We start from the raw sequence: 25030 nt of genomic DNA, 5'->3' as shown, positions 1-25030 counted from the left end.
GGACGGCCACGGCCGTCCCCTTTCCCCTGCTCAGGAGCAGCCCTCGAACTGCGGCACCGCGACCGTGCCCAGCTGGAGCCCGGACTTGCCGAACCACTTCTTCAGCAGTTTCGCGGCGGTCCCGTCCTGGTACATCGCGGTGATCGCCCGGTTGACCGCCTCGCAGCCCGGCACGTCACCCTTCGGCAGGCCCACCCCGGTGCGCTGCTCGTTGAACTGCGCGTTGTTCAGCCGCAGCCCCGAGCCGTCCTGCTCGGCCAGCCCGGCCAGGATCACGTCGTTGGTGGTGACCGCGTCCACCTGGCCGCCCTTGAGGGCCGTCAGGCACTGCGCGTAGTCGCGTACCGGCACGACCCGCGCGGCCACGCCGCGCTCGGTCACGACCCGCTGGGCCGCGTTCGAGCCCTGCACCTCGCAGATGCGCCGGCCCTCGAGGTCGCGCACGTTCGCGATCCGCTCGTCCTTCCTGCTCAGGATGTCCTGGTAGGAGATGTGGTACGGCCCGGCGAACAGCACCCGCTGCTTGCGGTCCTGGTCGATCGTGAACGTGGCCAGCACCATGTCGGCCCGCCCGCTGCTCAGCGCCTTCTCCCGGTCGGCGGCCAGCACGCCGACGAAGGAGGACTCCTTGCCCAGCTTGCCCGCGACGTAGCGGGCCACGTCCACGTCGAAGCCGTCGTATCCGCCTTCCGACGTCTTGAACCCGACCGACGGCAGGTCGGAGCGCACCCCGATGACCAGCTTGTCCTTGTCGAGAATCGACTCCTGCCCGTTCATCCCGCAGCCCGTGACCGCCACCGCGGCCAGGAGCAGCACCACCGCCAGCGCCCGCTTCACCGGTACTCCTTGAGTCGTGGCCACACCCCGGCGACCACCAGCAGCCCGATCGCGCCGATGGCATACGGGAGCAGCCGCCACAGGTTGTCGAGCGCGCCCTCGCCCGCCGCGATGGCCTGCCTGAACACCTTCTGATGGGTCTCGGTCAGGCCGACCAGTGCCTTGTCGTAGGCGTTGAACGCGTCCGTGACGGGCCCGATGCGGGCCTCGACGGCCTCGCTGGGCGTGGCGTGCCGGGCCAGCGTGCGGAACCTGTCGTCCTGCGCCTGGAAGGCCCGGTAGGCGTCGAAGACCGCCGCCCCCTGGGAGCCGACCAGCTCGGGCCCCAGCAGGCCGAGGAAGTCCTTCGAGCCGGTGCGCATCTCGTCGTGGTAGCCGGTCAGGTTGCCCACGTCGTAGTAGAGGACGGTCAGCGACTTGTCCAGATACGTGTGCTCGTAGGTGTCGGCCCGCTCCTTGTCCAGCAGGAAGCGGCTCTGGTCGCCCTGCATGCTGTTGCTGATCGCGCGCGCCTTGGCGAGCGTCAGCACCGAGTCGAACCCGGCCGACTTGGCGGTCCGCAGCGCCTGCTCGTCCTGGCCCAGCACGTGCACCCCGAACCCCAGCGCCACCGCGGTCGTCACGGTCGCCACCACGAGCGCGGGACCGAACACCCGGCGGAAGCGCCGCGCCAGGAACACCTGCATCCAGATCAGGCAGCCCAGCGCGACCAGCCCGGCCACCACGACCGCGACGCGCAGCAGCGGCACCATGACGGCCTTGTCGTCGTAGGTGGCGCGCACGATCGTGCCGCTCTCCAAGGTCAGGTTGTACGCCTGCGGCAGCAGCACCTGCCGCATGAGGTCGGTGGCCTGCCGGTAGGTCCGCACCACGTTCCCGGGCGGCGCCCCTGGAGTGTGGCCGGCCTGCTGGTCGAGCAGCAGCGCCTGCCCGGCGAGCCGCTCGTAGCGGCCGAGCCCGTCCAGCACCGACTGCACGGTGGTGCGCTCGGCCGCGTTGTCGCCCGACAGCTCGAACGCCTTCAGCAGCGCCTGCCCCGCCTCGGCCCGCCGCGCGTCGTAGCGGGCCAGCGCCGCCCGGCGTTGCTCCGGATACTCCTTGCCCATCACCAGCACGTTCGCGATCTGCGCGTCCATGTCGCTCAGCGCCAGGTAGAGCCCGGCGGTGGCGACGACCTGCGGGCCGGCGTCGCGGCCGATCACCCGCAGGCCCTCGCGGGCGGTGGAGCTGCCGACGGCGAGCGCGACGAACAGCAGCGCCAGCGAGGCGACGGTGACGCCAGAGATGACGCGGATGCGGCCGGGCACGCTGCGCCGCCGTACGGGCTTCGACACGGTGACCGGCGCGAGCGCCCCCGGCGGGGTCTGCACCATCGTCATGGCGTGCCCTCCCTGATGGTGATCACCGTCCACGCGCCCAGGTGGATCCGGTCGCCGGGACCGATCCTGGTCGGCACGTTGACCTGGAGCGTGCGGCCGTTGACCTGGGTGCCGTTCGACGAGCCGGGGTCCACCAGCAGCCACGAGCCGTCGGGCTGCGCCAGCAGCACCGCGTGCAGGTGGGAGACGCCGGGGTCCTCGGGCGGCCCGGTCAGGTCGATCTCGGGCACCAGGTTCCTGGCGCGGCTGCGCCGCCCGATGCGTACCTGGTCGCCGTGCAGCGGGAACGAGCGCTCGGGACAGTACGGCGGGAACGCCATCGCGGCGGCGTCAGGCCCGCCCTCGGCGACCACCTTCTCGTAGTACGTGCGGTCGGCGGCGGTCACGGCCTCCCACCTGACCCCCGTCACCGGCGCGGGGGCGGGCGCGGCGCCGGTGAAGTCGTGGCCGCACACCTCGCAGAACTGCCCGGCACGCGGTGTCCGGCAGACCGGGCAGTCCTCAGCAGGCTGGGACGGGGACGGGGACTGGGGCCGGGGTTGCGGCTGAGGGGCCGGTCGGGACGCCGGCCGGGCCGGTCCTGCCATCTGGATGCCGCAGACGTCGCAGTAGTCGTCGGCCCCCGACGGGTGCCCCTGCGGGCAGGTCGCCATCAGCTTCCTTCCTTGCGCAGCCGGCTCGTCCGCACCGACCCGGTGTCCAGCTCGATCTCGTCCGCCTTGTCCACGGCGCGCCGCAGCCGCGCGGTGCCGGTGGCCGGATCGACCTCCACCACCTTCTCCAGCAGCCGGGCGGTGTCCTCGCGGCCCGACTCGGCGGCCAGCCGGTGCGCCTTGGCCAGCCGCGCGGTGGCGGTGTCGGTGTCGCCCATCGCGCGGGCGCTCAGCCCGTCCTGGATCAGGTCGTGCAGCTCGGCCTGGCCGGTGTAGTGGGCGACCTTGCCGTTGATGCGGGTGGACTGCGCCAGGTCGTCCGTCCACTGCGCCAGCACGTTGCCGCTGGCCACGACCTCCTGCGTGTCAGGACGCACCAGCTTGACCCAGCCCGCCCTGATCTCCTGGCCGATCTGGCCCTGCGGCACCTCGACGCAGATGTGGTACTCGCGCTCCTCCTGCCCCCACGAGCCGGTCGGGTAGTCGCCGGTCAGCGGGTTGACGTCGGTGCGCTTGCCGGTCAGGTCGAGCAGCGTGGGCGAGACCTGTTTGACGAACTTCAGCCGCGCCGCCTGCGGCACCCACACGCGCAGTGCCAGGCCGGGCACGGTCTTGCTCATCGAGGTCTGCGTGAGCCTGCGGAAGTACTCCGGCAGGTCCCCCTGGTCGCGTACGAAGTCGAAGGTGCCCAGCATCGCCTCGGCCACCTTGCGCAGCTCGGCCGGCACCCAGTCGTCGCCGACGCCCAGGCTGTCGACCACGAACGTGCCGCTCCAGGCCGCCAGCACGTCGGCGAAGGTGTCGTCGCTCTGGTTGTTCTGCCCGTCGGTCATCAGCAGCGCGTGCTTGATCGCCGAGGGGTGCGCGGTCAGCAGGTGACCGGCCAGCTTGATCCACTCACCGATCGCGGTGCCGCCGTGAGCGCTCAGCCGGGCGATGGCCCGCTCCGCCTCGGCCCTGGTCGCCGGGCTCGCCATGGCCAGGTGGTCACCGGACGGGGGATAGACGACTTTGGCCCGGTTCGTCCCGGAAACCACGGCGAAGTGCACCCCGTCGCGCAGTGTCTGCACGGCCGTCACCGCCGCCATCCTGGCCTCGCGGATCTTGCTGCCGCTCATCGACCCCGACGTGTCCACGATGATGACCTCGGCCGCCTCCGTCGCCGACGTCTGCACGGTCGCCGTGCCGGTCGCGCCGACGGTCAGGATCGCGTGCACCTCGCGGCCGTCGAGAGACAGGTACTTGTTCTGATCGATGGTCAGCGTGAAGGCCGGCTGGTCACTCATGGGGGTCTCCTAGGGGGATCACGACAATGGTCACGTTGTCCTGGCCGCCGGAGTCGAGCGCGTGGCGCAGCATCTCGCGCGCCATCTCGACCGGGGTGCCGGACGCGGGAAAGGCGTAGCCGTCCAGATAGCGCCACAGGCCGTCGCTGCACACCAGCAGCAGGCCGGGCCCTTGGGCGGACAACGTGCGCACATGTGGGCCCGCCGTGTCGGCGTCGGCCCCGAGCCAGGCGGTGATCTCGCCGGTCGGCACCACGTCGTCCTCGGTCAGCAGCTCGCCGCCGGGCAGCAGGTACGCCCGCGTGTCCCCGGCCCACGCCAGCCGCACCCTGCCGCCGGGCTCGGCCACGACCGAGACGTACGTGCAGGCCGGGGCGTCGTCCAGCGAGGTCGCGAGCTTGGTCACCGCGCGCCCGGCCAGCGCGAACGCCTCCTCGTCCGGCAGCCCCCTGGCCAGGGCCGCCGCCGCGGTCTCGACGGCCACCGCGGACGCCTCGTCGGCCCTGGGCGAGCTGCCCACGCCGTCGCACACCACGCTCACGATCGAACCGCCGGCTTCGCGCAGCGCCATCGCGTCCTCGTTGCGGGCCCGCCGCAGCCCCCGGTCGGTCACCGCCGCCGCGCCGCCGGGCAGCACCAGCTCGGCGTGGTCGCGGCCGGTCGGCTGGCGCACCCCGCACCGCTCGCAGTAGCCGTCGGCGTCCACTGCCGCCGCCCCGCAGCCCGAGCAGGCGGGCGCGCCCAGCGGATGCCCGCACGCCTCGCAGTACGTGTCGCCGGCCACCACGGGCCGCTCACAGACCGGACACATCACGCCCATCACCACCACGTCCTCGGCCGCACGGAGTTGGCCAGGTCGATGAACGCGTGCCGCTCCTGCCGGGAGTCGGCCTGCACGGCCAGCCTGCGGTAGATCGACTCCAGCCGTCTTCGCAGCCCCTGCGCGGTGAACGGCGCCCCGCCGAGCCGCATGCCCTTCGGCGGTGTCGGTGGATCGGTCTCCAGCCAGGCCAGCGCGCCGCCCAGCAGCTCGGCGGTGAGCACGTCGCGGTGCCGCGCGTCCAGGCCCTTCTGGTTGTCCACCCGATCGACCGCGGCCACCAGGTCGGAGGGCTGCAGCCCGGTCAGGTCCGGCCGCCGTACGACCGAGGCCGCCAGCGCCACCTGGGCCGCCACCCGGTAGACCGACGTCGCCGGCACCTCGTCCAGCACCTCCATCCGGCCCGACCTGGCCAACCCGAAGGCCGCGCTGACGTAGGCGCGGTCGGTGCGCCAGACGACGTCGTACCAGGTGGCCGCCGGCCGGCCCGCGCACTCCAGCGCGAAGGCCAGCGCCAGCTTCGGCGCGAGCTCGCCGGGCAGCGCGGACAGGCACGCGTCGAAGCACGCCACCGCCAGGTCCGCCTGGCCGGCGGCCAGCGCCAGCACCCCGCGGTACCAGGTGACCCGCCAGTCGCCGGAAAGCTCGCGTTCCAGCTCGTCCAGCACCGCAGGGGCCTCGGCGGACGCCTCCTCGGCCAGCAGCCGCACCCGCATCAGCTTCGTCTCCGGCGTCTGCGGCATGCCGGCGAGCTGCGCGATCAGCTCAGGCCCCTCGCTGCCGAGCAGGCCGGCCAGCGCGCCCGCCGCCGGGTCGCCGGGGTCCGTCAGCGGCACCGGCAGCGCCGCCGCGGCCGCCACCGGGTCGAGCGGCCCGAACACCCGCTCATCCGACTCCGACAGCGCCGTGCCGACCGCCGTGCGCTCAGGCCCGAACAGCGTGGAAGGCGCCGGGTACGGCACCCCGTCCTCCAGCGCGCTGACCTCCCGCAGCACGCCGACGAGCTGCTCCTCCATCTCCCACGCGCTCTGGAACCTGGCGGCCGGATCCGCCGCCGTCGCCCGCCGCAGCAGCCGGGTGAACGACGGATGCCCGCAATCCTCGGGCAGCGGGTTCGGCACGCCGCCCGACGCCGGGCTGAATCCCGAGATCGCCAGCACCGCCAGCGTCCGCGCCACCGTGTAGAGGTCGGAGGCCACCGACGACGGCCGCGACTCCAGCTCCGGCGCGTGGTAGCCGGGCGTCACCCACGACGAGCCCACCGGCGAGCCGAACGGCTGCACCGCGCCCAGGTCGATGAGCTTGAGCCGCTTGCCGACCCTGATCACGTTCGCCGGCTTGAGGTCGCAGTAGACCAGTCCCTGCTCGTGCAGGTAGCCGAACGCGTGCAGGATCTCCCTGCCGTACATGAGGACCTCGCGCAGCGGCAGCGGGCCCTGGCGGCGCAGCTCGTGCAGGGACTGGCCGCCGACGTACTCCATGACGATGTAGCCGAGGCCGGCCGAGCGCTGGAAGTTGAAGATCTTGACGATGTTCGGGTGGTCGACCGTGGTGAGGAACTTCCGCTCGGCCTCCGCCGCCGCCAGCGCCTCCGCGTCCATGGTGTTGAGCAGGCCCTTGAGCACCACCCAGCGGCCGTCCAGGTTCTCGTCGGAGGCGAGGTAGATCCAGCCGAGCCCGCCGTGCGCCAGGCAGCCCAGCACGCGGTACTGGCCCGCCACCAGGTCGCCCTTGGCCAGCTTCGGGGTGAAGGAGAACTGCGTGCGGCAGTGCGGGCAGAACCCGTCGGTCAGCCCTGGACGTCCCTCGCGGGAGCGGCCCACCGGCTTGCCGCATGCCGGGTTCGCGCAATACCGCTTCTCCTCCGGCACCTGCGGGTCGGCCATCACCGCGGTCGCGGGGTCGCGGTAGGGGATCGACGGCAGGTCCGCGATCGTGGCCAGCACGCCCGCCCGCGACCTGCCGCTGCTCGACGGCGAGCTGACCGACCTGCTCACCGGCCTCGTCTGTAAGGGGACGGACGCGGGGCCGGTGGGGATGGGGGACGGGCTCTCCGCGGTGCCGCAGAGGTCGCAGTAGCCCTCCTCGATCGTTCCAGTGCAGCCGGGCTGCGCGCAGCGGCTCATCACTTACCTCCGTGGATTGCGCGCTGGTAGTCGTCGACGGCCGCGGCCGCCCTCGTGAGATCGCACGGGGCGCTCCAGAGCAGGGCGCGCGCCCGCTCGTACCGCTCCGCCGCGGCGGGGTCCTCGGCCAGCCCCTTCCGTACGGCCATCGCCTGGCACGCGCCGAGCCGCCCGCGCAGCTCATCACGCCGGCCCACCAGGCCGTACAGGGCCTTGGCAGTGGTCCGCGCCCGCTCCTCGGCGGCACGGACGTCGCTCTCCAGGGCCGTCAGCCGCTTGGCCCGCAGCACCCAGGGGTCGGCCGAGACGTCCAGCGCGGCCAGCTCAGCCGCCAGCGCCTCGACCCTGCTGCGCGGCTGCGCCTGCGGCGGCAGGGCGATCTTCACGACGACCGCGCCGTGGGCCAGCCGCTCCTCGCTCTCCGCCGCGCGTACGTGGTCGAGCGCGGCCACCAGGGTCTCGCGGCGCATGGCGTACTCGGCCTTGACCACGATCGCCTGCTCGTGCTCCGCCCGGCCGGCGGCCAGCAGGCCCGCCACCCGGTCGAGCTCAGGACCGGCGGCGGAGCCCAGCGGGTCCTCGACGACCGCGGACCGCAGCCGCGCCAGCTCCGCCTCCTCGGCGGCGAACACCGTCTCGGGGTCCGCGCTCTCGCCCAGCTCGCGGGCCAGCTCCCTGACCCGGCGCAGGTCGGCGGCGGCCTCGTCGAGCCGGGGGAGTAACGCGTTCCACACCGCGTCGATGTCGTTGAGCGCGCCCGTGAACTCCTGGAAGGCGGCGTCCATCCGGCTCACGGTCGCGTCGAGCGTCAGCCGCTCGTCGGCCTCGGGACGCAGCGAGCGCCGCTCGACCGGCTCGGCCGCCGGGCGCAGCACCACCGACTCGCCCGCCAGCAGCTCGGTGAGCCGCGCGAGCTGGTCCGTTCCCAACCGGCCGCGGCTCGCCCTGACCTGCTCAGCCTCGCGCAGTACCGCGCGGTAGGCGTCGTACAGGGACCACAGACCGGCCAGCGACTCCCGCGCCGCGGCCCAGCGCCGCTCGGTGGCGCCGCGTAACGACGCGTCCTTGAGCAGCCGGTAGGTGGTGTGGGATTCGAGGTCCAGCAGGTCGCCGGAGATGCGGTCGCGTTCGTCCGCGCGGGCACGCAGGGCATGATCGGCGCCCTCGCGGCTCATTGGTGGTCCCAGGCTCATCACGCTCCCCGTGAGGAGGCCCCCCGATGCCCCGTTTATACCGCCACAATGGCGGGTTCGACGGCTTTAGTTCGTTTAGCTAGGGAGACCCCTGACTTGTCCCTGATCTAACCCCATGTCGCCTGCAATTGACTTAACGATCTCCTAGCGTTTCAGGCATGGGACGTGTACTTCTGATCATCGCGGCCGTCGTCGCCGCGCTCCTGCTGCTCGGCCCCCTCGTGGGCTTCGTCTTCACCCTGCTCAAGTGGGCGCTCGTCATCGCCGCCGTCCTTCTCGGCGTCGTCTTCCTGTCGAAGGTGCTCAAGAGGACATAGCGTCAGCGGGCTTCCGCGGTCATAGTTGGATGATGGAGGCGCGGCCGGCAGTCGACGACGCCGCGCTCGGGCGCGAGGCCCTGGGCGTGCTCGAGGCGAACTGGACGGGCACCGGCACCGTGCCCGCACCAGGGCTCTATCCCCACCAGTGGAGCTGGGACTCCGCGTTCATCGTGATCGGCCTGGCCAGGCACCGGCCGGACCGGGCCCGAGACGAGCTGCTCAGCCTGCTGCGCGGGCAGTGGGCGACCGGCATGGTGCCGCACATCGTGTTCCACACCCGCGAGGCGTACTTCCCCGGGCCCTCCGTCTGGCGCTCCCAGGAGCACGACGCCGCGCCCGGCGTGCTCACCTCGGGGCTCACCGCGCCGCCCCTGCACGGGCTGGCGCTGTGGTGGCTCTACCGGCACACCGGCGACGCCGCGTTCGTCCGGGCGGCGTACCCGGCGATCGCCGCCCAGCACGACTACCTCGCCGCCACCCGCGACCTCGGCGGCGCGGGCCTGGCCGCGATCGTGCACCCGTGGGAGTCGGGCATGGACGACAGCCCGGCCTGGGACGAGCCGCTCGCCGCCGTCCCCGCCCTCCGGTACGGCAACCGCCCCGTCGAGATGGCGGAGCGCCACCCCGGCAGCGACCACGACCGCTACGTCTGGCTCGCCCTGCACTACCGCGACGCCGGCTACAGCCCCGGCTACCTGCGCGACGAGCATCCGTTCGCGGTCGAGGACCCGCTGTTCAACGGCATCTGGCTGGCCTCCTGCCAGGCCATGGCCGAGCTGGCGCCGCTCGCCGGCGCCGACCCCGCACCCCAGCTCGAACGGGCGGAACGCATCAGGCGCGGGCTGCTCGACCGCCTCTGGGACGGCTGCTTCTTCGCCAGGGACCTGCGCGCGGACCGGCTCATCAGGGTGTGCACGGTCGGCGCGTTCGGCCCGCTGCTCGATCCAGGGCTGCCCGCCGAGCACGTCCAGGCGGCCGTCGAGGTGCTCGAATCGGCCCGGTTCATGGGGGCCACCGGCTATCCCGTGCCGAGCTGCGAGATCCGCGCCGCCCAGTTCGACCGCACCCGCTACTGGCGCGGCCCCTCCTGGGTGAACACCAACTGGCTGCTGCGCAGGGCGGCCACCGTGCACTCGCTCGACCACCTCGGCCGCCAGCTCGCCCACGGCACCCTCCGCCTCGTCCGGCAGGCCGGGTTCCGCGAATGCTTCGACCCCTTCGACGGCAGCGGGCGCGGCTGCCGCGACTTCTCCTGGAGTGCGGCGCTCACCCTCGACCTGCTCGCGGATAACGTGGTGCAATGAGCCTTTTCCGCCGGTTGCCCGCCGACGTGCGCACCTCGCTGAAGACGGAGCGCGGCGAGCGGGTGCTGACCTTCGCCGCCTCCGCCGACGGCCACGTCGTCGCCACCAACCTCGCCCTCCACCTGTCCGACGGCACGCGGGTGCCGTACGAGGAGATCGACCGGGCGTCGTGGGACGAGACGGGCGTCAGCGTCCTCACCACCGGCGGCGAACGCCACGTCGAGCACATCGCCGAGCCGCGGCTGCTGCCCGAGACCGTGCGCGAGCGGGTCAACTCCACGATCGTGGTCAACAAGCACGTCAGCCTGCCGGGCAGGGGCGGCGTGCGGCTGGTGGCCAGGCGCCCGCCCGGGGGCGAGGTGCTCGGCTGGACGCTCGTCTTCGACGACGGCCTCGACCCCACCGACCCCGGCCTGCGCGCCCAGGCCGAACAGGCCCTGGAAGGCGTACGGCGGAGCATGGGGGTCTGAACCCCTAGGGGTTCTCAGGGGTCCGTCGGTACGGGCATGGGCGAGCGGGGGTGTACGGCCTCACGCCCATGCCGTCCCTTCAGTCAGTACGGGATGCCGCTTTCGCGGGGTTTCTGCTCGACGCCCTCCTCGTCGGGCCAGCCGGTGCCCGAGTCGGGCTGGTGATCGTGCGAGCCGAGGAACGGGATCCGCTGCTGGAGCGTGTCACCCACCCTCGTCCTGGCCTTCCCGGCGATCTTCGACGCCTGCGCACCGACGACCCCGGCCACTTCCTGCACCCGGGGGTTGTCGGCGACACGCTGCGCCGTCTGCTTGATCTGCTCGTAGCGCTCGCGGCCGGCCCGGCTGCCCAGCACGTAGCCGACCGCCAGACCAACAGCGAATGTCATCCGATAACGCATATTGCACCTCCGCTGTCACGGGCCTACCCCGCTCACGATGCGACACGCACTCCAGGAGTGCGCTAATCTATTCATGCGCACCGCGACGGGGCCCGAAAAGCCCCGACGAAGTGGGCAAACGGTTCGATCCCGCGTAGCTCAACGGCAGAGCAGCCGGCTGTTAACCGGCAGGTTATTGGTTCGAGTCCAATCGCGGGAGCTTCCTCCAACCAAGAGGTTGGCAGCTCAGGCCCTCTCACCGAGATCAGGTGAGGGGGCCTGAGTCGTTCAGGGAGCCAATAGGGGAGCCATCAACCGGTCGGCTCGTCGGTTCCGAACACCGCATCCATGGTCTCCGCACCGTGGACGATGACCGGCCTGATCTGGTGCCGGTAGACGGTCTGGGTCGTGCTGGGCGTCGAGTGGCCGACGAGGTCGGCGATGCGCTCCACCGAGACGTTGCCGTCGCTCAGGATCGACACGAATGAGTGCCGCAGCTCCCTCACCTTCCAGTGGGTCCCTAGGCCGGCCTTCTTGGTAATGGCTCTCAGACCGCGCAACACACGCATGGGGTCGAGCACGGTCCCGTCATCTCGGGTGAAGACGAGACCGTGTTCCTGCCACGCCTCGGCGGCCTCCAGGCGTTGTCTGTCCTGCCGGGTTCGATGGCGCTTGAGCTCTTCGACCACGAGGGTCGGCAAGGCGAGCGCCCGCCGCGACTTCGGGGTCTTGGTATCCCCGCCGACCCGGTCAGCACGCAGCACCGAGATGGACGGAGGCTTTCCCTTCAGGTCCACGGCCTCCCAGAGGAGCTTGCGGGCTTCCTCAGGCCGGAGGCCGGTGAGGAGCGAGGTGATGACGTACGCGCCGAACTTCTCGCCCTCGCATGCCTTGATCAGCGTGACGGCCTGGTCCAGCGTGAGGGAGGTGCTCGACCGTCCTTGCTGCCCATGGGGTGTCTCGCAGAGAGCCGAGACGTTGCGGCCGACGAGTTCGCGCTTCTCCGCCATGCGGATAGTACGAGTGAGCAGGTTGTGCACCTGGACGATCGTCTTGGTGGCGAGCTTCTCGGCGAGTTCATCGAGCCAGAGATCGACGTGTTCGGCGCGCAGGTCCTTGAGCCGGTAGTTGCCGATCTTCGGTTTGATCTGGTTGTCGGCCAGAGACCGGGCCTGGGTGATCGTGCCAGGACTGCGGCCCTTGAGCCCGTGGGCAAGGAAGTCGTCCACAGCATCGCTCACGCGGTAGTTGGTCCTGGTCTTGATGCCTTTCTCGGCTTCCTCCCGAAGCTTCTTGACCTTGGGATTCAGCAGCTTGATGGCCTGGGCGCGTTGCTCCTCGACCGGCCGGTCTCGCCACTTACGGGGGAGAACCGCAGACACCTTGCGACGGACACGCCGGCCCGCGCCGTCGAAGCCAAGGGACACAGCTGCGACCCAGGAGTTCTTGCTGGCGTCGAAGTAGAGCGAGTAGTCGAGATCCTCCTTGCTCATGCTGCTTGTCCTTCGAGCTGCTCAATGAACTCCGTGAGAGCGGCGGCCGGGATGCGGCGGCAGCCATCGATCTTCACTGAGCGAATGGCTCCGCTCCGAAGCAGCGCATAGACCTTCGTCCGGCTGATCCGGAGCTGGACTGCGGCCTCCTCAGGCTTGTAGAGCAACGGCGTGATCGTGGTCTGGCCGGGAGGCGGAACAGAGGTGGGCATGGTGGTGCTCCGTTCGCGGTCTGAGGGTTGGTCAGGCGACGAGCGGTGTGGACGAACTGCATGCCTGCTCGTGGGCGAGTTCTTCGCGTCCTGCTCGGGTGCGTTCGCGGGCTTGAGCCGCAGCCGTGTTGGCGAGGAGTTGGTCACCGGTCGTGTGCCAGCCGGTGCCTGCGTAGGTGAGGAAGGCGATGACGAGTGTGGTTTCCTCCGTTTTGGCGTCAAGCTGCTCTTGACGCTGAAATCGCGTTGCGCCGGGGTGTCTCTCTGGCCCTTGGTGGGTCTGGTTGAGGGCGTGTGCGCGTCTGTAGGCGGCTCGTTGTTCGCGGATGGAGCCGAAGGTGATCGAGTAGCGCCGGGCTTTGGTGAGGAAGTGTCCGCCGAAGCCGAGCATGTGTGCCCACCTGCGGAGTCCTCTCCATTGTGGAGTGTTGCCGAGGTTCCAGGCGGCGGCGATGAGGCGTTCGGGGTGGGTGCCGTGCGGGTTGGCGTACAGGCCGATGGTGTCGGGGGTGAGCCGGCGGGAGGTGTGGCCGGTCGCTTCGGTGCCTTTAGTGGAGTACTTGGCGAGGTAGGCGGCGACGGCTTGGTCGTCGAGGGCGTCGCCGGAGGCTGACAGGGCGATGGGCCGGATCTCATGCTGGGTGCCCCAGGCGATGTGCCAGCCTTCGGGGCATTCGGGGTGGGGCTGCGTTGTGTGGGTGATGGTGGTGGCGGCCAGGGTGATGGCGGCGGTGATGTCCTCGGTGGTGATGCCGTCCGGGGGAGGAAGGATGGCGTCGGGCATGTCGGGGTCGTGGCCGTCGAGGCGGAGCAGGATGTGGAAGTGGACGGCTCCGCGTGCTTGGTATTCGGCGGCTTTGCCGTGGGAGAGCCGGACCTTGAATAGGCCGCGTTGGCGGGCGAGCTGGTTGAGGTGGCGTTCGGCGTGTTGCTTGGTCCGGCGCCAGAGTTCGCCAGCGTGGTGGTTCCAGACGACGTGGTGGGCGTAGTCGTAGCAGTCGGGGCAAAGGGGCTGGCCGAGGTGTCCGTCACCGGGGGTGTGGCGTTGCCAGCAGGCCAGGGTGCGGCCGTGGGGGCAGGTGGGTGCGTCGCGGCGGGCGTGGCAGGGCACGGAGCGGCAGATGCAGCGGGTTTTGTCGCGGCAGGCGCAGTGGCGGACGTCGCGGGTGTGGACGGGGCCAAAGGAGGGAGCGGTGAGGGTGGCGAAGACGGCGGGGTGGGTGCGGACGGTGTCGGGGACGGTTTTGCCGCCGACGAGTCCGGCGCGTACGAGGTGGTAGGCGTCGTGCTGGTAGGTAGTGGCGCAGGAGGGGCAGACGGTGTGGCGGCGGTTGCCGCAGGCTTTGTAGATGACGCCGTCGGGCAGGGCGGAGGTGTGCCGGACGGTGAGGACTTCGCCGGTTCGGGTGTCGATGGTGGCCAGGTTGCCGTGCAGCCGGACGGGCTGGGTGCAGGCGGCGGCTGATTCGACGTGACCGAGCCAGGCCGAGTAATCGGGACGCGCGGCGCGGTCCAACGCTGTGCGGAGGCATTGAGTGAGGGCACGGGCGACGGGTGTTTCGGTGTTCGCCCCCACGCCCGGGGCCGGAGAAGCGGTCCCGGGGGTGAGAGCCAGCGCCGAAGCGGTGTCGAGCTGGAGGGTCATGGGTTCAGTGCTGTCCTTCCAGGGCGGGGGTGGTCAGTGACAGGACCGGCAAGGCCGGGATCCGCTCCTGGGGCGTGGGATCGGTGTGCGTGTGGTCCTGGTGCTCAGGGACCTCAGGTTCCGGTACGGAGACCGGCATGGGGGCTGTCTCGTTGGCCGCTGGTCGGGTGATGGGAGCGCGTGAGAGCACGAGCTTGGTGAGGGCCAGGAAGGCCAGAGCGGGGATGGCGGCTATCAGCCAGCCAATCGGGTGGGGCCGGGCGACGGCGATCTGAGCCGCGATGGACAGACCGGCCGAGGCGATGAGGACGATCATCGGGTAGGTGATGGATTGGCCGTTGCGCTTGCGTCGCCGGACTTCCAGGCCGGAGGCGGTAGGGGTGAGTTCGGAGATGACGGCGTTGGCCCAGCCGAACCATTCACCGGTTCCTTCGGGGCTGTTGGCCATGGTCCAGTCGTGGACGTGGGTGAAGGAGGCGGCGCCGGCCATGAGCCCGACCACGAGCAGGATGGAGAGCTGAACGCCGGATTCGATGCGGTTAGCGGGTGAGGACATGGTGTTCCTCCGTCGCGTCGTGTCGTGGGACAACGGGTTGGTGGCAGTCGAGGCAGGTGATCGAGGCGCTTGCCACGAGTGCGGCCACGTGACGAGTGATCCGGTTGCACGCACAGATGCAGGCGACGAGGTCGGTGTCGTACGGCGTGCTTGGTCCTGCTGAGGCATAGGCGCTGTCGGGCGGGTCCCAGCCGGTGACGCGGGGCGTGATGCCGCACAGGGGGCAGCAGCGTGATGCTCCGCCGCGTCGTTTCAGGGAGCGTTCGAGGTTGCGTCCGCCGGTCCAGGTGCGGGCGACGGTGAAGTCGATGCCTTCGGCAGTGATGACGGCCAGGAGGCGTGCTCCGGTGCCGTTACGGTGCTGGCGCAGGCGGCGGCTCAAGTCGCCGGGGGTCCAGCCGATGTAGTGGCGAGCGTGCTTGTAGGGGCGCTGGAAGTGCAGCAGGTAGACGGTTCCGGTGATGTTCATGGACGCTCACCGCCCCAGCGCTGTTGGGCGGCCTGGCGGGTGATGCCGAGGGGGCGGGCGATGTCGGCCCAGGAGTAGCCGTAGTTGGCGCGTAGCTGGGTGATGGCCTGGGCGATGGCGTGGTCGAGTTCGGTGACGACGCCGGCGAGGTCGGCCAGGGCTTCGATGTCGCCTTCCGCGATGCGCTTGCTGTACGCGCGGATGATGCGCTTGAGGAAGGCGGCGTAGTCGGGGGTTTCGATGGAGCGGCTCATGAGGCGCTCCGCTTCATACGGCGTACACGCTGGGCCTTGTCGAGAGCGGCGAGCTGCTTGCGCGTGGGCGTGCGCTTCGGCAGTGCGCGGGTGACGTCGTAGAGGTAGGCGACGCGGCCACCACGACGCCACAGGATCTGGGCGACGGGAGCTTGACCGCCGGGCCGGAGGCCGAGGGCGGCGAGTTGACGTCGGGTCTTGAGGTTCTTGGGCGCCCACTTCCAGGGATAGGTGGGCAACTTGTACTGACTGCCGGTGGGGTCGTAGAAGAGGACCCGGGTTCCAGGGGTGGCGTTGAGCCGTTCGAGCTGCGGTACGCGGGCAGCCGAGACGGGCATAGAGTGCATGACGGTTCTGCTCCTTTGCCTGATCGCAGGGAGTGGAATTGGTGAGGCGGGGGCCGGAAGTCTTTGGCGAGAGGTCCGGCCCTCGCGCGTGTTCAGTCGGTGCCGTCAGGCGAGGCGATGGGGTCACCGCAACAGGTGCAGTGCCAGCCGTCGTCGATGAGGTAGGTGGAACGGCACTGTCCGTCGCACAGGACGAACTCAGTGGTGCCGCGGCTGTCGGTGCCGAAGATGAGCCAGGGGGACTGGCAGGCCGGGCAGGTCAGCGCCCAGGAGATGAGCCCCATGGCGAGGGCTTCGATGCAGGCCGGGCAGTAGACGCGGCCGTTCTCGCGTCGGCCGATGAACCAGCCGGCGGGGCTCGCCTCAAGCAGGGCGACGGTGTTGTGACATTGGTTGTCGCACTGGACGGTCCAGTTGCGCAGGTCGGGGCTGCCGTCCGAGTGGTAAGCCTTGCGGATCACAGCGGCCTCCATGAGGGATCGTCGTAGGCAGAAGCCGGGACCGTCATCGCGGTCAGATGCTCACCGGCGTTGATGTCGTTCTTGAGCCAGAACATGGGCAGCTGCCAGGTGTAGGGGCGGCTGCGCTGATCGCAGGAGCGGATGTGCTGGATGATCGAGGGGCTTTCCAGCCAGGAGATGACGGGGTTGCTCTCAGGGAGCATTGAGGTGCACCTCCCCGCACCAAGTGCATTCCAGGGCGTTCTCGCGGCCCTGGTCGGTGGTGATGGTGATCGGGGCGAAGTAGGTGTTGCTGCACTCGACGCAGCTCAGGGGCAGCGTTTCCACGGTGAGCGCAGGAGGTGATCCGTCGGGCCAGGGCACCTCATCCGGTGCCGAGACCGTGGTGTGGTCGTGGGACATGACGGCTTCTCCGTTCATGCGGCGAGAGGTACGGGGGCCTGGTCGCCGTTACGACGGCTCCAGGTGACGTAGTCGACGAGCTGGTGGATTTGCTCGTCGGTGAGGTAGGCGGCTTTGACCAGGTACGGGATGCCGCCTTCGGCGATGAGGTAGAACACGCCGGGGGTTTGGGGGCTGATGGCTTGGGCGTTGAAGCCGGCCGAGGCCCAGCCGTGTCCGAGGATGATGTCGGAGCTGTTGGGGGTGGTGCAGCGGAAGGCTGCTCGGTAGCCGAACAGGTCGCGCAGCGACGTGGGGATGATGTCCACGCTGGGGCGCTGGGTGGCGGCGATGACCGGCATGGCGCAGGCCCGGCCTCGTGCGACCAGGTCACGCACCAGGGCGATGAACTCTTTCTGCTGCTCAGGGGTGCCGGTAGTGGTGGTGTAGTAGGCGAGTTCGTCGATGAAGACGCCGATGACTTTGATGGCGTCGCTGGCCAGGAACTTGCGGCGGCCGTGAGCGACCAGCCAGGCGTAGCGACGGTCCATGACCTTCTGCAGGCGGCGCAGAACGCGGAGGCCCTTGTCGATGTCGGGGCCGACGAAGATGCCGCCCGTCGCTTCGGCGGCTTCCATCCACATCCCCAGTTCGACCCACTTGGGGTCGAGCAGAACGGGGGTGAAGTCGTGGCACAGGAAGGCGTGCCCGACGAGGTTTTGGATCAGTACGGACTTGCCGCCGCCGGGCTCTCCGGCGTCCAGCAGGTTGTGATACACCAGGTCGAGGTAGACCGGGTTGCCGAATTCGTTGATCCCGATGAACACCGGGTCGAACATGGACAGCGACGGCGCTACCGGGATCGTGGCCGAAAGGTCGGGAAGAGCCGCGTGCATGGCAGCGTCACCTCTTGAGAGTCAGGCGTAGGTGAGAGGTGCTACCGGGAGGGACATGGGTTCTCCCGGTAGCGGACGACGCCTCAGATCCAGTCGAGGTCGGGGTTATCCGTAGCCGCCGGAACAGGGGTGCCGGTGGCGGCCGGGGTTCGGCCGTTCTTGCGAGTGGCCGGACGCTCGCTGGGAGCGGTGTCGTCGGTGTCCGGCACGTCAGCGAGATCGAGCTGAGCCGGAACAGGCGAGACCGGCCGCGTGCTGGCCGGTACTTCGGTCGGGAGGTCCTCCGTCAGAGGAGAGCCGACCAGGCCGCCGAGGACATCACGCCGTTTGATGTCCAAGTAGATGAGGGCGGAGTTGGTGGAACGGGCCTTGGTCACGGTGACCGAGGCGGCCCAGCAGGCGACGGCGATTCTGCCGAGCTGGGATTCGATCTGATCGACGGACAGGCCGGGACGTAGCCAGACCCAGACACGTTCCCCGACCGGGATGGGCTTGGCCAGGCCGATGAACGGCAGGTGGCCACGTCGGTCGGAAGGAAGGAACGTGGTGAAGCAGGTGCGCAGCCGGTGCCGGACGATGAGGCACCACACCAGAGCGATGGTGTATCGGCGTGAGGCGGGCACAAGGCCGCATCCGGCGATGACACCGGCGTAGGCGGCGCCGGTGATGAGCGGATTGGTCTGCTCTTGCAGGAACACCCACCCGCCGATGATGAGCAGGGCGAGGGTGATCTCTGGCAGCCACCACCAGATGGCGCGAAGCACGGGCCAACTGGCGATGAGGGCGGCGGCCAGGCCGCCGGCTACGGTCCCGGCCGCGAGGCCGATCGGGACTGCGGCGAGCGAAGGAAGGTAGTAGGTGGAGATGACGGCGGCGAAAACGCCGACAACCGCCAAGACCACATAGAAGGTGATCTTCGCGGTACGCAGGTAGCTGTGCTGAACATTGGTCTGAATGACGGTGACGGAGCTACCACGACGGCCATGGCCGCCTCTGTTGTTCTGATGCGTGCCAAAGGTACGCTTGGACATGGCTCTCTCCTCCTGCTGGGGGATGGGAGTTGAGAGCGGGACCGTGACGTGTAGGAGCTGAAACGGTCCCGCTTTTTGCGTGGGTGTGATTGTTAGAGGACGTCGACTTCGAGGCTGAAGTGCAGGACGCAGAAGTTCTGAGTGCCGTAGTGGCGCTTGACGTAGTTCTCGACGATTTGATTAAAGACAGCCAATCGGCTGGCTCCGGGCTTGACGTCGATGTTTCCGGAGACGGTGGCTTGCGACTTGCCGATGAGCACGGTCATGAGGAACATGTACCGAGTTGTCGTGGTGGCGTTGGCAGTCATGAGAATGGTTCTCCTGTCCCGAATCAGCGGGAAGAGGAGCGGGATCAGCTCATCAAGCTGATCCGCGCCCAGGATTTCCGGAGAGATGTAGGAGCGATCTCTCCGAACATCGTGTTGCCGCTGGGCAACGCGTTTGAGGTAAGGACTGCGATCTACTTGCTGGCCGGAGCGCCAGCGGGCTTGATGTCAGCCGCGCGGAAGGCGACGCCGCTGCGACCGTTGGTCGCCCAAGGCAGAGCCTCCAGCTTGAACAGGGCGACCTGGGAACCAACGCTCACCGTGGGCCTTTCCCCGGCCGTAGTGACGTTGATCATCTCGCCGCCCGTCTCGTCCAGCGCCATGACCTGCGTGACCCACATCGGTCGGCCGGTCTCCCGCTCGGACTTCTGACGCCCGTTCTGGTCGGCCTTCTCGACCGCTTCCTTCGTCACCATGAACGACTTGCCGGTGACGTCGATGAGGAGCTTCATAAGCTCACCTCCGAATCGAGGGCCGCACCCTTGTGGTGCGAACTCCCTGTGAGCTTCATGAAACTGTCGGAGCGCCGGGGTACGGTAGCGGACAAAGCCCAACAGCCTTAACAAAACGTGTTAACCTCGCGCGAGCAGCACGTTTGTGGGGCATCATGGGTTAACCAGGGGATACGACCTAGGCCGGACCATTGCGAGGTGCGATGGACTTCCCGAACTTGCTCAAGCAGACCCGGAAGCAGCATGGCTGGTCCCAGGAACAGGCCATCGTTCGCTTTGAGAAGATCGGCCATGCTCTCAAGATCGAGACACCCTCTCGGGCCAGCTTGCGGACTCTGTTCTCGATGTACGAGAACAACCGTCGCGAAGTGCCGGAGGCTTACCGAAAGATATTCTGTGAGCTGTACCGAGCGTCCGAGACTGACTTAGGACTGACCGGCAAGGCGTCTATAACAGCGATGCCGCTAACCGCAATGCCTCAGGCATTGCCGGAAAGCCCATCGCCTGAGATAGTCACCTATCTTTCCAATGTATTGGCTGAGCACACTCGCGCAGACGCACTACTCGGCCCGCTCTATCTGGTGCCAACTGTGCAAGCTCAGCTTCCGCTCATAGACCGTCTTGTGCAGGCAACTCGTGGGCCAGACCGCCGTCAGATGCTCGAAGTAGCTACACAGTTCGCCGAATTCTGTGGCTGGCTCTACCAGGATTCCGGCGATCCCGACTGCGCAATGAACTGGACCAACCGAGCGCTCGATTACGCACAAGAGCTGGATGATCCGCAGCTTGTCGCCTACGTCCTGATGAGAAAGAGCAACATCGCGACAGAGGCCGGCCACCCCGGACAGGGACTCGGCTTGGCTAACGCGGCTCTCAAAGCGGCACCTGATCTCACCCCTCGACTCCGCGCGGTATCGCTGCGACAGCTCGCCAACGCACACGCTCTTCTCGCCGAGCCACGAGAGTTCGAGTCAGCGGTAGACCGGGCGATCCAGCAGGCGACCGAGGGCCTGGGCCAAGTCGCAACAGACAAGGCCCGCTACTGCACGCCGTCATACGTCCAGATGGAGGCTGGGATGTCATGGGTACTTCTCGGCAACCCAAGCGCTGCCTTGTCCATCTTCGAACGAAGCCTCACGCAATGGCCCGAAGCCGCCCAGACCCGCGACAAGGGTCTCTGCTTAGCTCGGTTGGCTACCGCAGCAGCTGCTCAGGGCGAGATCGAGCGCGCCGTTGAGGCTGGCAGGGAAGCCTTAACGATCGCCCAGCGAACTGGTTCAGCTCGGATCCGGACACAGCTCAAAGCTCTCAGCGATCACTTGACGCCTGTCGCCAAACTGCCTCTCGTGCGAGACTTAACGAAGAACTTGGCCCAGCTCACACGCCGTGCGGGGTGAGCGACGCACGCCAGCAAGGAGCGTACGTGAACCATCTGCTGCCAACTCAAACAACGAAGGATGAAGACGCGCGAGACGCGCACGTCGCCATTCTGCCGATTGGCAGCTTCGAGCAACACGGCCCATATCTGCCGCTAGCCACAGACGCAGCGATCGCATCGATCATTGCCCGCGAACTGGCACAACTCTACCCAGTGCGCCACTTGCCGCCCATCACTATCTCTTGTTCTCATGAACACAAAGCTTGGCCTGGAACAGTAAGCATCTCGGCTAGGACGCTCTTCTCTCTCATCACGGACATCCAGCAATCCCTACGGGCATCCGGCATTAACAAATTGGTGCTGATCAACGCCCACGGTGGCAACTACACACTTTCTAACGTTGTCCAGGAAGCCACCGTCAGCGAGCGATGCATGGCACTCTTCCCAACTAGTACTGACTGGAAGGGCGCACGTGCAGCGGCCAACATGGAAACCAGCTCACACGAGGACATGCACGCCGGCGAACTCGAGGTGTCCATCCTTCTGGCTGCCAATCCCGAACTTGTGCGAGACGGCTACGACACGGTGGACCACATAGCGAACGACCGCAAAGACCTTCTGACGGTCGGCATGGAGGCATACACCAAGTCAGGCGTCATCGGCCGGCCTTCGCTCGCTACCGCAGAAAAGGGCCGAGCGGTCCTCGACTACCTCGGTGAGACATTCCGCTCCTGCCTGCGCAGCATCGACGTAGTCGTGTAGTCCGGCGTGTGAGAACTTTCTCTACAAACTTAAAGCGGCCCTGACCGGGCCGCACGCGCCGCCGACGCGACGCGGGCCGGGCACTCCACTGGGGCTCCATGCCCGACCCGCAGAACGCCGGTCGGCTGACGCGGACGAGGACAGGGCCGCTTTTGGGGCGCACGGTTCTGCTCACGGGGTCGAGCTGGCCAGCGCAAGCGGAGGCAGTCACGGGGCTGGCCTTACTACGTGCCTCCGGCGGGGGCACTCCGGCTCCGAGATGGCGCCGCACGCCTGTGCCGGTGGTGGGGTGGCTGGGGTGGAAGCCCATCCCGTCTGCCATCGACCCAGGCAAGCCCAGCAGACCGCCTCCTCCGCCGCAAGCCCGGCCGTGACCGTTGGGAGTCCCATGACCGTGGAATGCGTCCAGGCGCAGGGACACGCCAGGCCGGGCTTGCACCTCCGTCGCCGGCCCGCTGCCGCTCCGCGGTGGGTCGACGGCAGACGGGATGGACAAGTTGATCGGCACCGCTTGTCCGGTATGTATTAGCCTGAACTTAGGTCGAGCTGAGCTGAGCAACTCCTGTAGTGGTCAGGTGTTACAAGCAAGCAACGGAAGGAACCAGCATGAAGGATGACAGCCTTTGGAACGCTGAAGTGAACTTAAGTGATTATGCGACAGAGAAGCAGGCATATCAGCAAGCCATTATGGAACAATATAAGCTATACGTTGAGATGGCGGACCGCATCAGCGGAAGGCGAAACGTTACCAATACCTTCTTCTTGAGTTTTAATGCTGCATTTCTCGCCATATCAGCTACCATCCTTGGGTCGCGCCAGATTGCTATCGGATGGCTACTCTTTCCCATAATAGCACTAATAGTGCAATGCGTTATATGGTTCTTCTTGATAAGGTCGTATAGGCTTCTGAATTCTCGAAAGTACAGACTGATTGGACAGCTAGAAGAGAAACTTCCTGCGCTTCTCTGGAAAGCCGAGTGGATCCCTATGACTCAGCAGGCCGGACTGCTGCGGTTTTGGAGGTTTAGTCTTTTGGAACAATGGACGCCCGTCTTGTTTGCAGTAATATATAGCTCCGGCTATCTGGCTTATGTCTTGGCATAACCTTATGTAGGCCTATCAATGTTCCCGTTTCGTGTTATCCCAAGGAAAGCGTGAAACGCTCTATTGATGCGAAACCTTTGCTGTTCTGGGCTCGCAAAAATCTTTGCTGCTTGAGCGTAAGCTTTTTTCATGCTACTGCCAACATCTGGATAAGTAAAAACTCCATGGCGTATCTCAAGGCCTAGAAACGACACGGAGACCAGTTTTTTCAGTACGTATTCGTGTGTCTCGGATGACAGGCCGGCTGTATTGAAACTTGCAAAAATTTCCTCTCGAGTGATTATTTCAGGAGAGTCCAAGAAGCCTAGTAGAGCATCTTCCATCTCGGGTATAGTTATTCCGTTTTCCACAAGAAGTGCTTCGTAGGCGTATTGGGAATAGGTCTCCTCGGCCGAGAGGAAGTCTGCAGGCTCCACGCGTGAATGGTGACGGTCAATGGCTCGCCCGACAGCCTCATTGCAAAAGTATACGATGTCACGTGGTCGTGGCAGAACTACAGACGTAATATACGCTCTAGTAGGTACCCCTTCCACTTCTTGACAAAAGTAGTTTTCCCACAGGAGGCGGAGAGCGCGGTCCTTTGTGTCTCCTGCGGTGAAACGATTCTCAATGACGCCTAGTAGCGTTTCTGGATCCCGCCAGGTAATCGTTGCGATAGGTAGCTTATCGGGCTCTCTGGCCTCTTTTTGGAGATAATCGAAGATGTCGCTTCTTAGAAAGATCGCTAGAGACAGCTTGATGCGATCGCGCCAGAAGTCCTGCTTTTCAAAATCCCGCACAAGCTGCCCACGAGCTGTTAGTAGACCAATGATGAGCCGTGCAACAAGTCTAAAGTCTGCACCCTTCTCCCAGCCCTTATCCAGGTTGTCAACGAACACAGCAACGCGCTTCTTGTCCTTGAGTAGAGGCCCTAGGTGACCACGAAGCTCAGCAAGGGTATTTGCGTGAAAAGCTTCATTGATCAAATTTCGTGTTGCTTCCGCCGTGTCTTGAATCGGGTTCAGAGTTGCGACCAAGTGGTTAAGTGCTTGCTCTACTCGAATAGACATGTCTGATCTTAGATCGAACGAAACACTCTTCGTATAACTAAGAAATTGTTCTTCGGCATCTTCATGCGGAACATAGACGGATTTGCTCTCAATGCGAGCAAGAACTGAGGCCGCGATCTCGGTTTGAATTACGAAACGCCAAAGCGAGTCAAGGAAATAGTCCTTTTGGGCTTCAGGAAGCTTGGCGATGACAGCGAAGAGCCCTGCAAACTCAAAACCAGGAGGCTTGATAAGTACTGCAAGGTTGGTCTTATTGGCGGAGACTTGGTTGAAAGCCTGGGTTGCGTTCGCCGTTTTACCAGTACCGCGATGGCCGACAAAAAGTGTATCCCGAGCCGATACGACCGACTCGAAGGCAGCGGTTTCAACGAAATAGTCAGGCAAGTCTAGAAGCTCGTTTTCGGCGACATGCTCCCCGAAACGAATACCTGAAAGTGAACTGCGATGACTACCCCTCGGGCTCGACCAATTGATTTCCTCATACGCCAGGCTATCCAACCAGTTGCGGGCTATAGCTACGCATTCTTCTGCGGTCTCATACTTATATAGAAGTGATTGATAATCGAACGGTGCCGTATATTCTCCTTCGGCCAACATGAGGATCGGTACGTCGAATCCATATGCCATTCCAGCAACGAAAGCATGTCTACGATTATGGAGAGATGCGCGGTTCCTATGAGGCCCAGCAAAGTGAACGAGAACACCCGCCGACTTAAGAATATTAGGAGCAAACCAGGTTAGGGGATCAAGGGTCGACTCACGGGGATCTGAAACCTTCATGTTGAGACCGCGATCTCGACGACTGTTGAGAAACAAAGAAAGGCGATTGGACGCCTCAAAAGGCTCGAACGTTAGACAGTATAGTAGTGAATCACGAACAATGCCTTCATCAAGGCTCGGTTCGATTAGGGCGTCGTATATGGGCGCCAACGTCGCCAGGGGATTGACATTGGCAAATTGCTCCGCCAGATCATTGCTATTGCGATATGCGGTGTACCCTATGACATTAAGAAGGGCAAGCTCTTTCCAGCTAGCTTTGGCCTTTGAGACCGTTGAATCAAACGTAAGCCATACGGGCTTTGCGCGCGCAACAGCATATCCGGCTTCAAATAGTACGTTCTCTGTTTGATCAGTTAGGTCAAATATGCACATCTCGGCGTCGTCGATTGCTCTTAGAACCTCGCTTATGACCACTGTCCCGTCAACAAGCATGTCCTCCCACAGAACGGGAGTTACCCCTGACTCCTCGCCGATTCGGATTGCAGCCGTCCGGATCGTCTCTGTAGCGGACCTTCGCTCGGCTGCATACCCAAAGAAGATCGTCAACGCCGCCTCCTCGCGCGGAAACGTGGAAGAGTAACGAAGAATACTCCAGATCGAAGGTTCGTTGCCCATGGATTCATTTGATCAATGACACTAATGGTAGAAACGTCCGCGTTTCGTCCT

The 25030-nt window shown here is 66.4% G+C and carries 29 protein-coding genes and 1 tRNA gene; 7 read left to right on the top strand and 23 right to left on the bottom strand.

The genetic code is table 11. The annotated features are described in order from the left end of the window. Positions 1–30: 30 nt before the first annotated feature. The 7 genes from ABZW11_RS23165 to ABZW11_RS23135 are packed head-to-tail and all read right to left on the bottom strand — an operon-like array spanning position 31 to position 8276. The gene (locus ABZW11_RS23165; RefSeq protein WP_355420440.1) at positions 31–837 is read right to left on the bottom strand and encodes a transporter substrate-binding domain-containing protein; all 807 of its coding nucleotides are present in this window, start codon (positions 835–837) and stop codon (positions 31–33) included. Next, positions 834–2216 carry a hypothetical protein gene (locus tag ABZW11_RS23160; protein ID WP_355420437.1) on the bottom strand — a complete coding sequence of 461 codons (1383 nt, stop codon included), beginning with the start codon at positions 2214–2216 and terminating at the stop codon, positions 834–836. The genes ABZW11_RS23165 and ABZW11_RS23160 overlap by 4 nt, the downstream gene beginning before the upstream one ends. Then, complete coding sequence (locus tag ABZW11_RS23155; protein WP_355420435.1) at positions 2213–2869, bottom strand: FHA domain-containing protein; 657 nt, start codon at positions 2867–2869, stop codon at positions 2213–2215. The genes ABZW11_RS23160 and ABZW11_RS23155 overlap by 4 nt, the downstream gene beginning before the upstream one ends. After that, positions 2869–4155 (bottom strand): VWA domain-containing protein, encoded by a 1287-nt coding sequence (locus tag ABZW11_RS23150; protein WP_355420432.1) that lies wholly within the window; start codon positions 4153–4155, stop codon positions 2869–2871. The genes ABZW11_RS23155 and ABZW11_RS23150 overlap by 1 nt, the downstream gene beginning before the upstream one ends. Continuing rightward, positions 4148–4975, bottom strand: a complete 828-nt coding sequence (locus tag ABZW11_RS23145) for a protein phosphatase 2C domain-containing protein (RefSeq protein ID WP_355420430.1) — start codon at positions 4973–4975, stop codon at positions 4148–4150. Before ABZW11_RS23145 ends, ABZW11_RS23150 begins: the two co-directional genes overlap by 8 nt. Further along, positions 4975–7101, bottom strand: coding sequence for a tetratricopeptide repeat protein (locus ABZW11_RS23140; RefSeq protein ID WP_355420428.1), 2127 nt, complete (start codon positions 7099–7101; stop codon positions 4975–4977). The genes ABZW11_RS23145 and ABZW11_RS23140 overlap by 1 nt, the downstream gene beginning before the upstream one ends. Continuing rightward, positions 7101–8276 carry a hypothetical protein gene (locus ABZW11_RS23135; RefSeq protein WP_355420425.1) on the bottom strand — a complete coding sequence of 392 codons (1176 nt, stop codon included), beginning with the start codon at positions 8274–8276 and terminating at the stop codon, positions 7101–7103. Before ABZW11_RS23135 ends, ABZW11_RS23140 begins: the two co-directional genes overlap by 1 nt. Before the next feature lie 176 nt (positions 8277–8452). On the opposite strand from ABZW11_RS23135, the gene ABZW11_RS23130 reads away from it, so the two are divergent. From ABZW11_RS23130 to ABZW11_RS23120, 3 genes are read left to right on the top strand one after another with little or no spacing between them, the layout of a single operon-like run. Continuing rightward, entirely contained in the window at positions 8453–8611 is a 159-nt protein-coding gene (locus tag ABZW11_RS23130; RefSeq protein WP_355420422.1) for a hypothetical protein, read from the top strand. 29 nt (positions 8612–8640) lie between these two features. Continuing rightward, positions 8641–9918: a hypothetical protein gene (locus ABZW11_RS23125; protein WP_355420420.1), complete on the top strand. Its 1278-nt coding sequence runs from the start codon at positions 8641–8643 to the stop codon at positions 9916–9918. Beyond that, complete coding sequence (locus ABZW11_RS23120; protein WP_355420417.1) at positions 9915–10388, top strand: hypothetical protein; 474 nt, start codon at positions 9915–9917, stop codon at positions 10386–10388. The genes ABZW11_RS23125 and ABZW11_RS23120 overlap by 4 nt, the downstream gene beginning before the upstream one ends. A gap of 83 nt (positions 10389–10471) precedes the next feature. On the opposite strand, the gene ABZW11_RS23115 is transcribed toward ABZW11_RS23120, so the two are convergent. Continuing rightward, complete coding sequence (locus ABZW11_RS23115; protein ID WP_355420415.1) at positions 10472–10789, bottom strand: YtxH domain-containing protein; 318 nt, start codon at positions 10787–10789, stop codon at positions 10472–10474. A 127-nt stretch (positions 10790–10916) separates the two neighbouring features. Here ABZW11_RS23115 and ABZW11_RS23110 point away from each other — a divergent pair. After that, positions 10917–10988 (top strand) — tRNA-Asn (locus ABZW11_RS23110). 91 nt (positions 10989–11079) lie between these two features. Here the strand turns inward: ABZW11_RS23110 and ABZW11_RS23105 are convergent. The 14 genes from ABZW11_RS23105 to ABZW11_RS23040 all read right to left on the bottom strand — a co-directional run bounded on the left by ABZW11_RS23105 (position 11080) and on the right by ABZW11_RS23040 (position 19291). After that, the gene (locus tag ABZW11_RS23105; protein WP_355420412.1) at positions 11080–12261 is read right to left on the bottom strand and encodes a tyrosine-type recombinase/integrase; all 1182 of its coding nucleotides are present in this window, start codon (positions 12259–12261) and stop codon (positions 11080–11082) included. After that, entirely contained in the window at positions 12258–12473 is a 216-nt protein-coding gene (locus ABZW11_RS23100; RefSeq protein WP_355420410.1) for a helix-turn-helix domain-containing protein, read from the bottom strand. The genes ABZW11_RS23105 and ABZW11_RS23100 overlap by 4 nt, the downstream gene beginning before the upstream one ends. Positions 12474–12504: 31 nt before the next feature. Next, positions 12505–13989: a replication initiator gene (locus tag ABZW11_RS23095; RefSeq protein WP_355420407.1), complete on the bottom strand. Its 1485-nt coding sequence runs from the start codon at positions 13987–13989 to the stop codon at positions 12505–12507. 133 nt (positions 13990–14122) lie between these two features. Beyond that, positions 14123–14674 (bottom strand): hypothetical protein, encoded by a 552-nt coding sequence (locus tag ABZW11_RS23090; protein WP_355420405.1) that lies wholly within the window; start codon positions 14672–14674, stop codon positions 14123–14125. After that, positions 14658–15143, bottom strand: a complete 486-nt coding sequence (locus ABZW11_RS23085; protein WP_355420402.1) for a hypothetical protein — start codon at positions 15141–15143, stop codon at positions 14658–14660. Before ABZW11_RS23085 ends, ABZW11_RS23090 begins: the two co-directional genes overlap by 17 nt. Next, entirely contained in the window at positions 15140–15397 is a 258-nt protein-coding gene (locus tag ABZW11_RS23080) for a hypothetical protein (protein ID WP_355420400.1), read from the bottom strand. Before ABZW11_RS23080 ends, ABZW11_RS23085 begins: the two co-directional genes overlap by 4 nt. Next, on the bottom strand, positions 15394–15744 hold the full coding sequence (locus ABZW11_RS23075; protein ID WP_355420397.1) for an RRQRL motif-containing zinc-binding protein: 351 nt from the start codon (positions 15742–15744) through the stop codon (positions 15394–15396). The genes ABZW11_RS23080 and ABZW11_RS23075 overlap by 4 nt, the downstream gene beginning before the upstream one ends. 92 nt (positions 15745–15836) lie before the next feature. Continuing rightward, on the bottom strand, positions 15837–16205 hold the full coding sequence (locus tag ABZW11_RS23070) for a hypothetical protein (protein ID WP_355420395.1): 369 nt from the start codon (positions 16203–16205) through the stop codon (positions 15837–15839). Continuing rightward, on the bottom strand, positions 16202–16408 hold the full coding sequence (locus tag ABZW11_RS23065; protein ID WP_355420393.1) for a hypothetical protein: 207 nt from the start codon (positions 16406–16408) through the stop codon (positions 16202–16204). The genes ABZW11_RS23070 and ABZW11_RS23065 overlap by 4 nt, the downstream gene beginning before the upstream one ends. Beyond that, complete coding sequence (locus tag ABZW11_RS23060; protein ID WP_355420390.1) at positions 16398–16625, bottom strand: hypothetical protein; 228 nt, start codon at positions 16623–16625, stop codon at positions 16398–16400. Before ABZW11_RS23060 ends, ABZW11_RS23065 begins: the two co-directional genes overlap by 11 nt. Continuing rightward, a complete protein-coding gene (locus ABZW11_RS23055; RefSeq protein WP_355420387.1) occupies positions 16622–17482 on the bottom strand; it encodes an FtsK/SpoIIIE domain-containing protein in 861 nt (286 codons plus the stop codon). Before ABZW11_RS23055 ends, ABZW11_RS23060 begins: the two co-directional genes overlap by 4 nt. A gap of 83 nt (positions 17483–17565) precedes the next feature. Beyond that, a complete protein-coding gene (locus ABZW11_RS23050; protein WP_355420384.1) occupies positions 17566–18513 on the bottom strand; it encodes a hypothetical protein in 948 nt (315 codons plus the stop codon). A gap of 92 nt (positions 18514–18605) precedes the next feature. Continuing rightward, entirely contained in the window at positions 18606–18821 is a 216-nt protein-coding gene (locus ABZW11_RS23045) for a hypothetical protein (RefSeq protein WP_355420382.1), read from the bottom strand. 152 nt (positions 18822–18973) lie between these two features. After that, positions 18974–19291, bottom strand: coding sequence for a hypothetical protein (locus ABZW11_RS23040; protein ID WP_355420380.1), 318 nt, complete (start codon positions 19289–19291; stop codon positions 18974–18976). Between the two features lie 203 nt (positions 19292–19494). Between ABZW11_RS23040 and ABZW11_RS23035 the strand changes: the two genes are divergently transcribed. From ABZW11_RS23035 to ABZW11_RS23025, 3 genes are all read left to right on the top strand, one after another. Continuing rightward, positions 19495–20688 (top strand): hypothetical protein, encoded by a 1194-nt coding sequence (locus ABZW11_RS23035; protein WP_355420377.1) that lies wholly within the window; start codon positions 19495–19497, stop codon positions 20686–20688. Between the two features lie 26 nt (positions 20689–20714). Next, complete coding sequence (locus ABZW11_RS23030; protein WP_355420374.1) at positions 20715–21431, top strand: creatininase family protein; 717 nt, start codon at positions 20715–20717, stop codon at positions 21429–21431. A 606-nt stretch (positions 21432–22037) separates the two neighbouring features. Continuing rightward, a complete protein-coding gene (locus tag ABZW11_RS23025; protein ID WP_355420371.1) occupies positions 22038–22535 on the top strand; it encodes a hypothetical protein in 498 nt (165 codons plus the stop codon). Between the two features lie 2 nt (positions 22536–22537). Here the strand turns inward: ABZW11_RS23025 and ABZW11_RS23020 are convergent, their stop codons facing one another. Beyond that, entirely contained in the window at positions 22538–24979 is a 2442-nt protein-coding gene (locus ABZW11_RS23020) for a hypothetical protein (RefSeq protein WP_355420368.1), read from the bottom strand. Between the last annotated feature and the right edge of the window lie 51 nt (positions 24980–25030).

The sequence above is a fragment of the Nonomuraea sp. NPDC004580 genome, assembly GCF_040609855.1.
GTDB classification, from domain to species: domain Bacteria; phylum Actinomycetota; class Actinomycetes; order Streptosporangiales; family Streptosporangiaceae; genus Nonomuraea; species Nonomuraea salmonea.
Note: the sequence above shows the minus strand (reverse complement) of the source record. Positions and strands in the feature narration are given on the sequence as shown.

What these genes read in the sequence shown, in the direction of transcription:
- ABZW11_RS23155 (WP_355420435.1), bottom strand. Translation starts at nt 2,869, where the DNA reads ATGGCGACCTGCCCGCAGGGGCACCCGTCGGGGGCCGACGACTACTGC.
- ABZW11_RS23045 (WP_355420382.1), bottom strand. Translation starts at nt 18,821, where the DNA reads ATGACTGCCAACGCCACCACGACAACTCGGTACATGTTCCTCATGACC.
- ABZW11_RS23055 (WP_355420387.1), bottom strand. Translation starts at nt 17,482, where the DNA reads ATGCACGCGGCTCTTCCCGACCTTTCGGCCACGATCCCGGTAGCGCCG.
- ABZW11_RS23075 (WP_355420397.1), bottom strand. Translation starts at nt 15,744, where the DNA reads ATGCACTCTATGCCCGTCTCGGCTGCCCGCGTACCGCAGCTCGAACGG.
- ABZW11_RS23060 (WP_355420390.1), bottom strand. Translation starts at nt 16,625, where the DNA reads ATGAACGGAGAAGCCGTCATGTCCCACGACCACACCACGGTCTCGGCA.
- ABZW11_RS23080 (WP_355420400.1), bottom strand. Translation starts at nt 15,397, where the DNA reads ATGAGCCGCTCCATCGAAACCCCCGACTACGCCGCCTTCCTCAAGCGC.
- ABZW11_RS23085 (WP_355420402.1), bottom strand. Translation starts at nt 15,143, where the DNA reads ATGAACATCACCGGAACCGTCTACCTGCTGCACTTCCAGCGCCCCTAC.
- ABZW11_RS23145 (WP_355420430.1), bottom strand. Translation starts at nt 4,975, where the DNA reads ATGGGCGTGATGTGTCCGGTCTGTGAGCGGCCCGTGGTGGCCGGCGAC.
- ABZW11_RS23065 (WP_355420393.1), bottom strand. Translation starts at nt 16,408, where the DNA reads ATGCTCCCTGAGAGCAACCCCGTCATCTCCTGGCTGGAAAGCCCCTCG.
- ABZW11_RS23140 (WP_355420428.1), bottom strand. Translation starts at nt 7,101, where the DNA reads ATGAGCCGCTGCGCGCAGCCCGGCTGCACTGGAACGATCGAGGAGGGC.
- ABZW11_RS23105 (WP_355420412.1), bottom strand. Translation starts at nt 12,261, where the DNA reads ATGAGCAAGGAGGATCTCGACTACTCGCTCTACTTCGACGCCAGCAAG.
- ABZW11_RS23130 (WP_355420422.1), top strand. Translation starts at nt 8,453, where the DNA reads ATGGGACGTGTACTTCTGATCATCGCGGCCGTCGTCGCCGCGCTCCTG.
- ABZW11_RS23025 (WP_355420371.1), top strand. Translation starts at nt 22,038, where the DNA reads ATGAAGGATGACAGCCTTTGGAACGCTGAAGTGAACTTAAGTGATTAT.
- ABZW11_RS23090 (WP_355420405.1), bottom strand. Translation starts at nt 14,674, where the DNA reads ATGTCCTCACCCGCTAACCGCATCGAATCCGGCGTTCAGCTCTCCATC.
- ABZW11_RS23160 (WP_355420437.1), bottom strand. Translation starts at nt 2,216, where the DNA reads ATGACGATGGTGCAGACCCCGCCGGGGGCGCTCGCGCCGGTCACCGTG.
- ABZW11_RS23100 (WP_355420410.1), bottom strand. Translation starts at nt 12,473, where the DNA reads ATGCCCACCTCTGTTCCGCCTCCCGGCCAGACCACGATCACGCCGTTG.
- ABZW11_RS23150 (WP_355420432.1), bottom strand. Translation starts at nt 4,155, where the DNA reads ATGAGTGACCAGCCGGCCTTCACGCTGACCATCGATCAGAACAAGTAC.
- ABZW11_RS23020 (WP_355420368.1), bottom strand. Translation starts at nt 24,979, where the DNA reads ATGGGCAACGAACCTTCGATCTGGAGTATTCTTCGTTACTCTTCCACG.
- ABZW11_RS23040 (WP_355420380.1), bottom strand. Translation starts at nt 19,291, where the DNA reads ATGAAGCTCCTCATCGACGTCACCGGCAAGTCGTTCATGGTGACGAAG.
- ABZW11_RS23115 (WP_355420415.1), bottom strand. Translation starts at nt 10,789, where the DNA reads ATGCGTTATCGGATGACATTCGCTGTTGGTCTGGCGGTCGGCTACGTG.
- ABZW11_RS23125 (WP_355420420.1), top strand. Translation starts at nt 8,641, where the DNA reads ATGATGGAGGCGCGGCCGGCAGTCGACGACGCCGCGCTCGGGCGCGAG.
- ABZW11_RS23135 (WP_355420425.1), bottom strand. Translation starts at nt 8,276, where the DNA reads ATGAGCCGCGAGGGCGCCGATCATGCCCTGCGTGCCCGCGCGGACGAA.
- ABZW11_RS23120 (WP_355420417.1), top strand. Translation starts at nt 9,915, where the DNA reads ATGAGCCTTTTCCGCCGGTTGCCCGCCGACGTGCGCACCTCGCTGAAG.
- ABZW11_RS23050 (WP_355420384.1), bottom strand. Translation starts at nt 18,513, where the DNA reads ATGTCCAAGCGTACCTTTGGCACGCATCAGAACAACAGAGGCGGCCAT.
- ABZW11_RS23035 (WP_355420377.1), top strand. Translation starts at nt 19,495, where the DNA reads ATGGACTTCCCGAACTTGCTCAAGCAGACCCGGAAGCAGCATGGCTGG.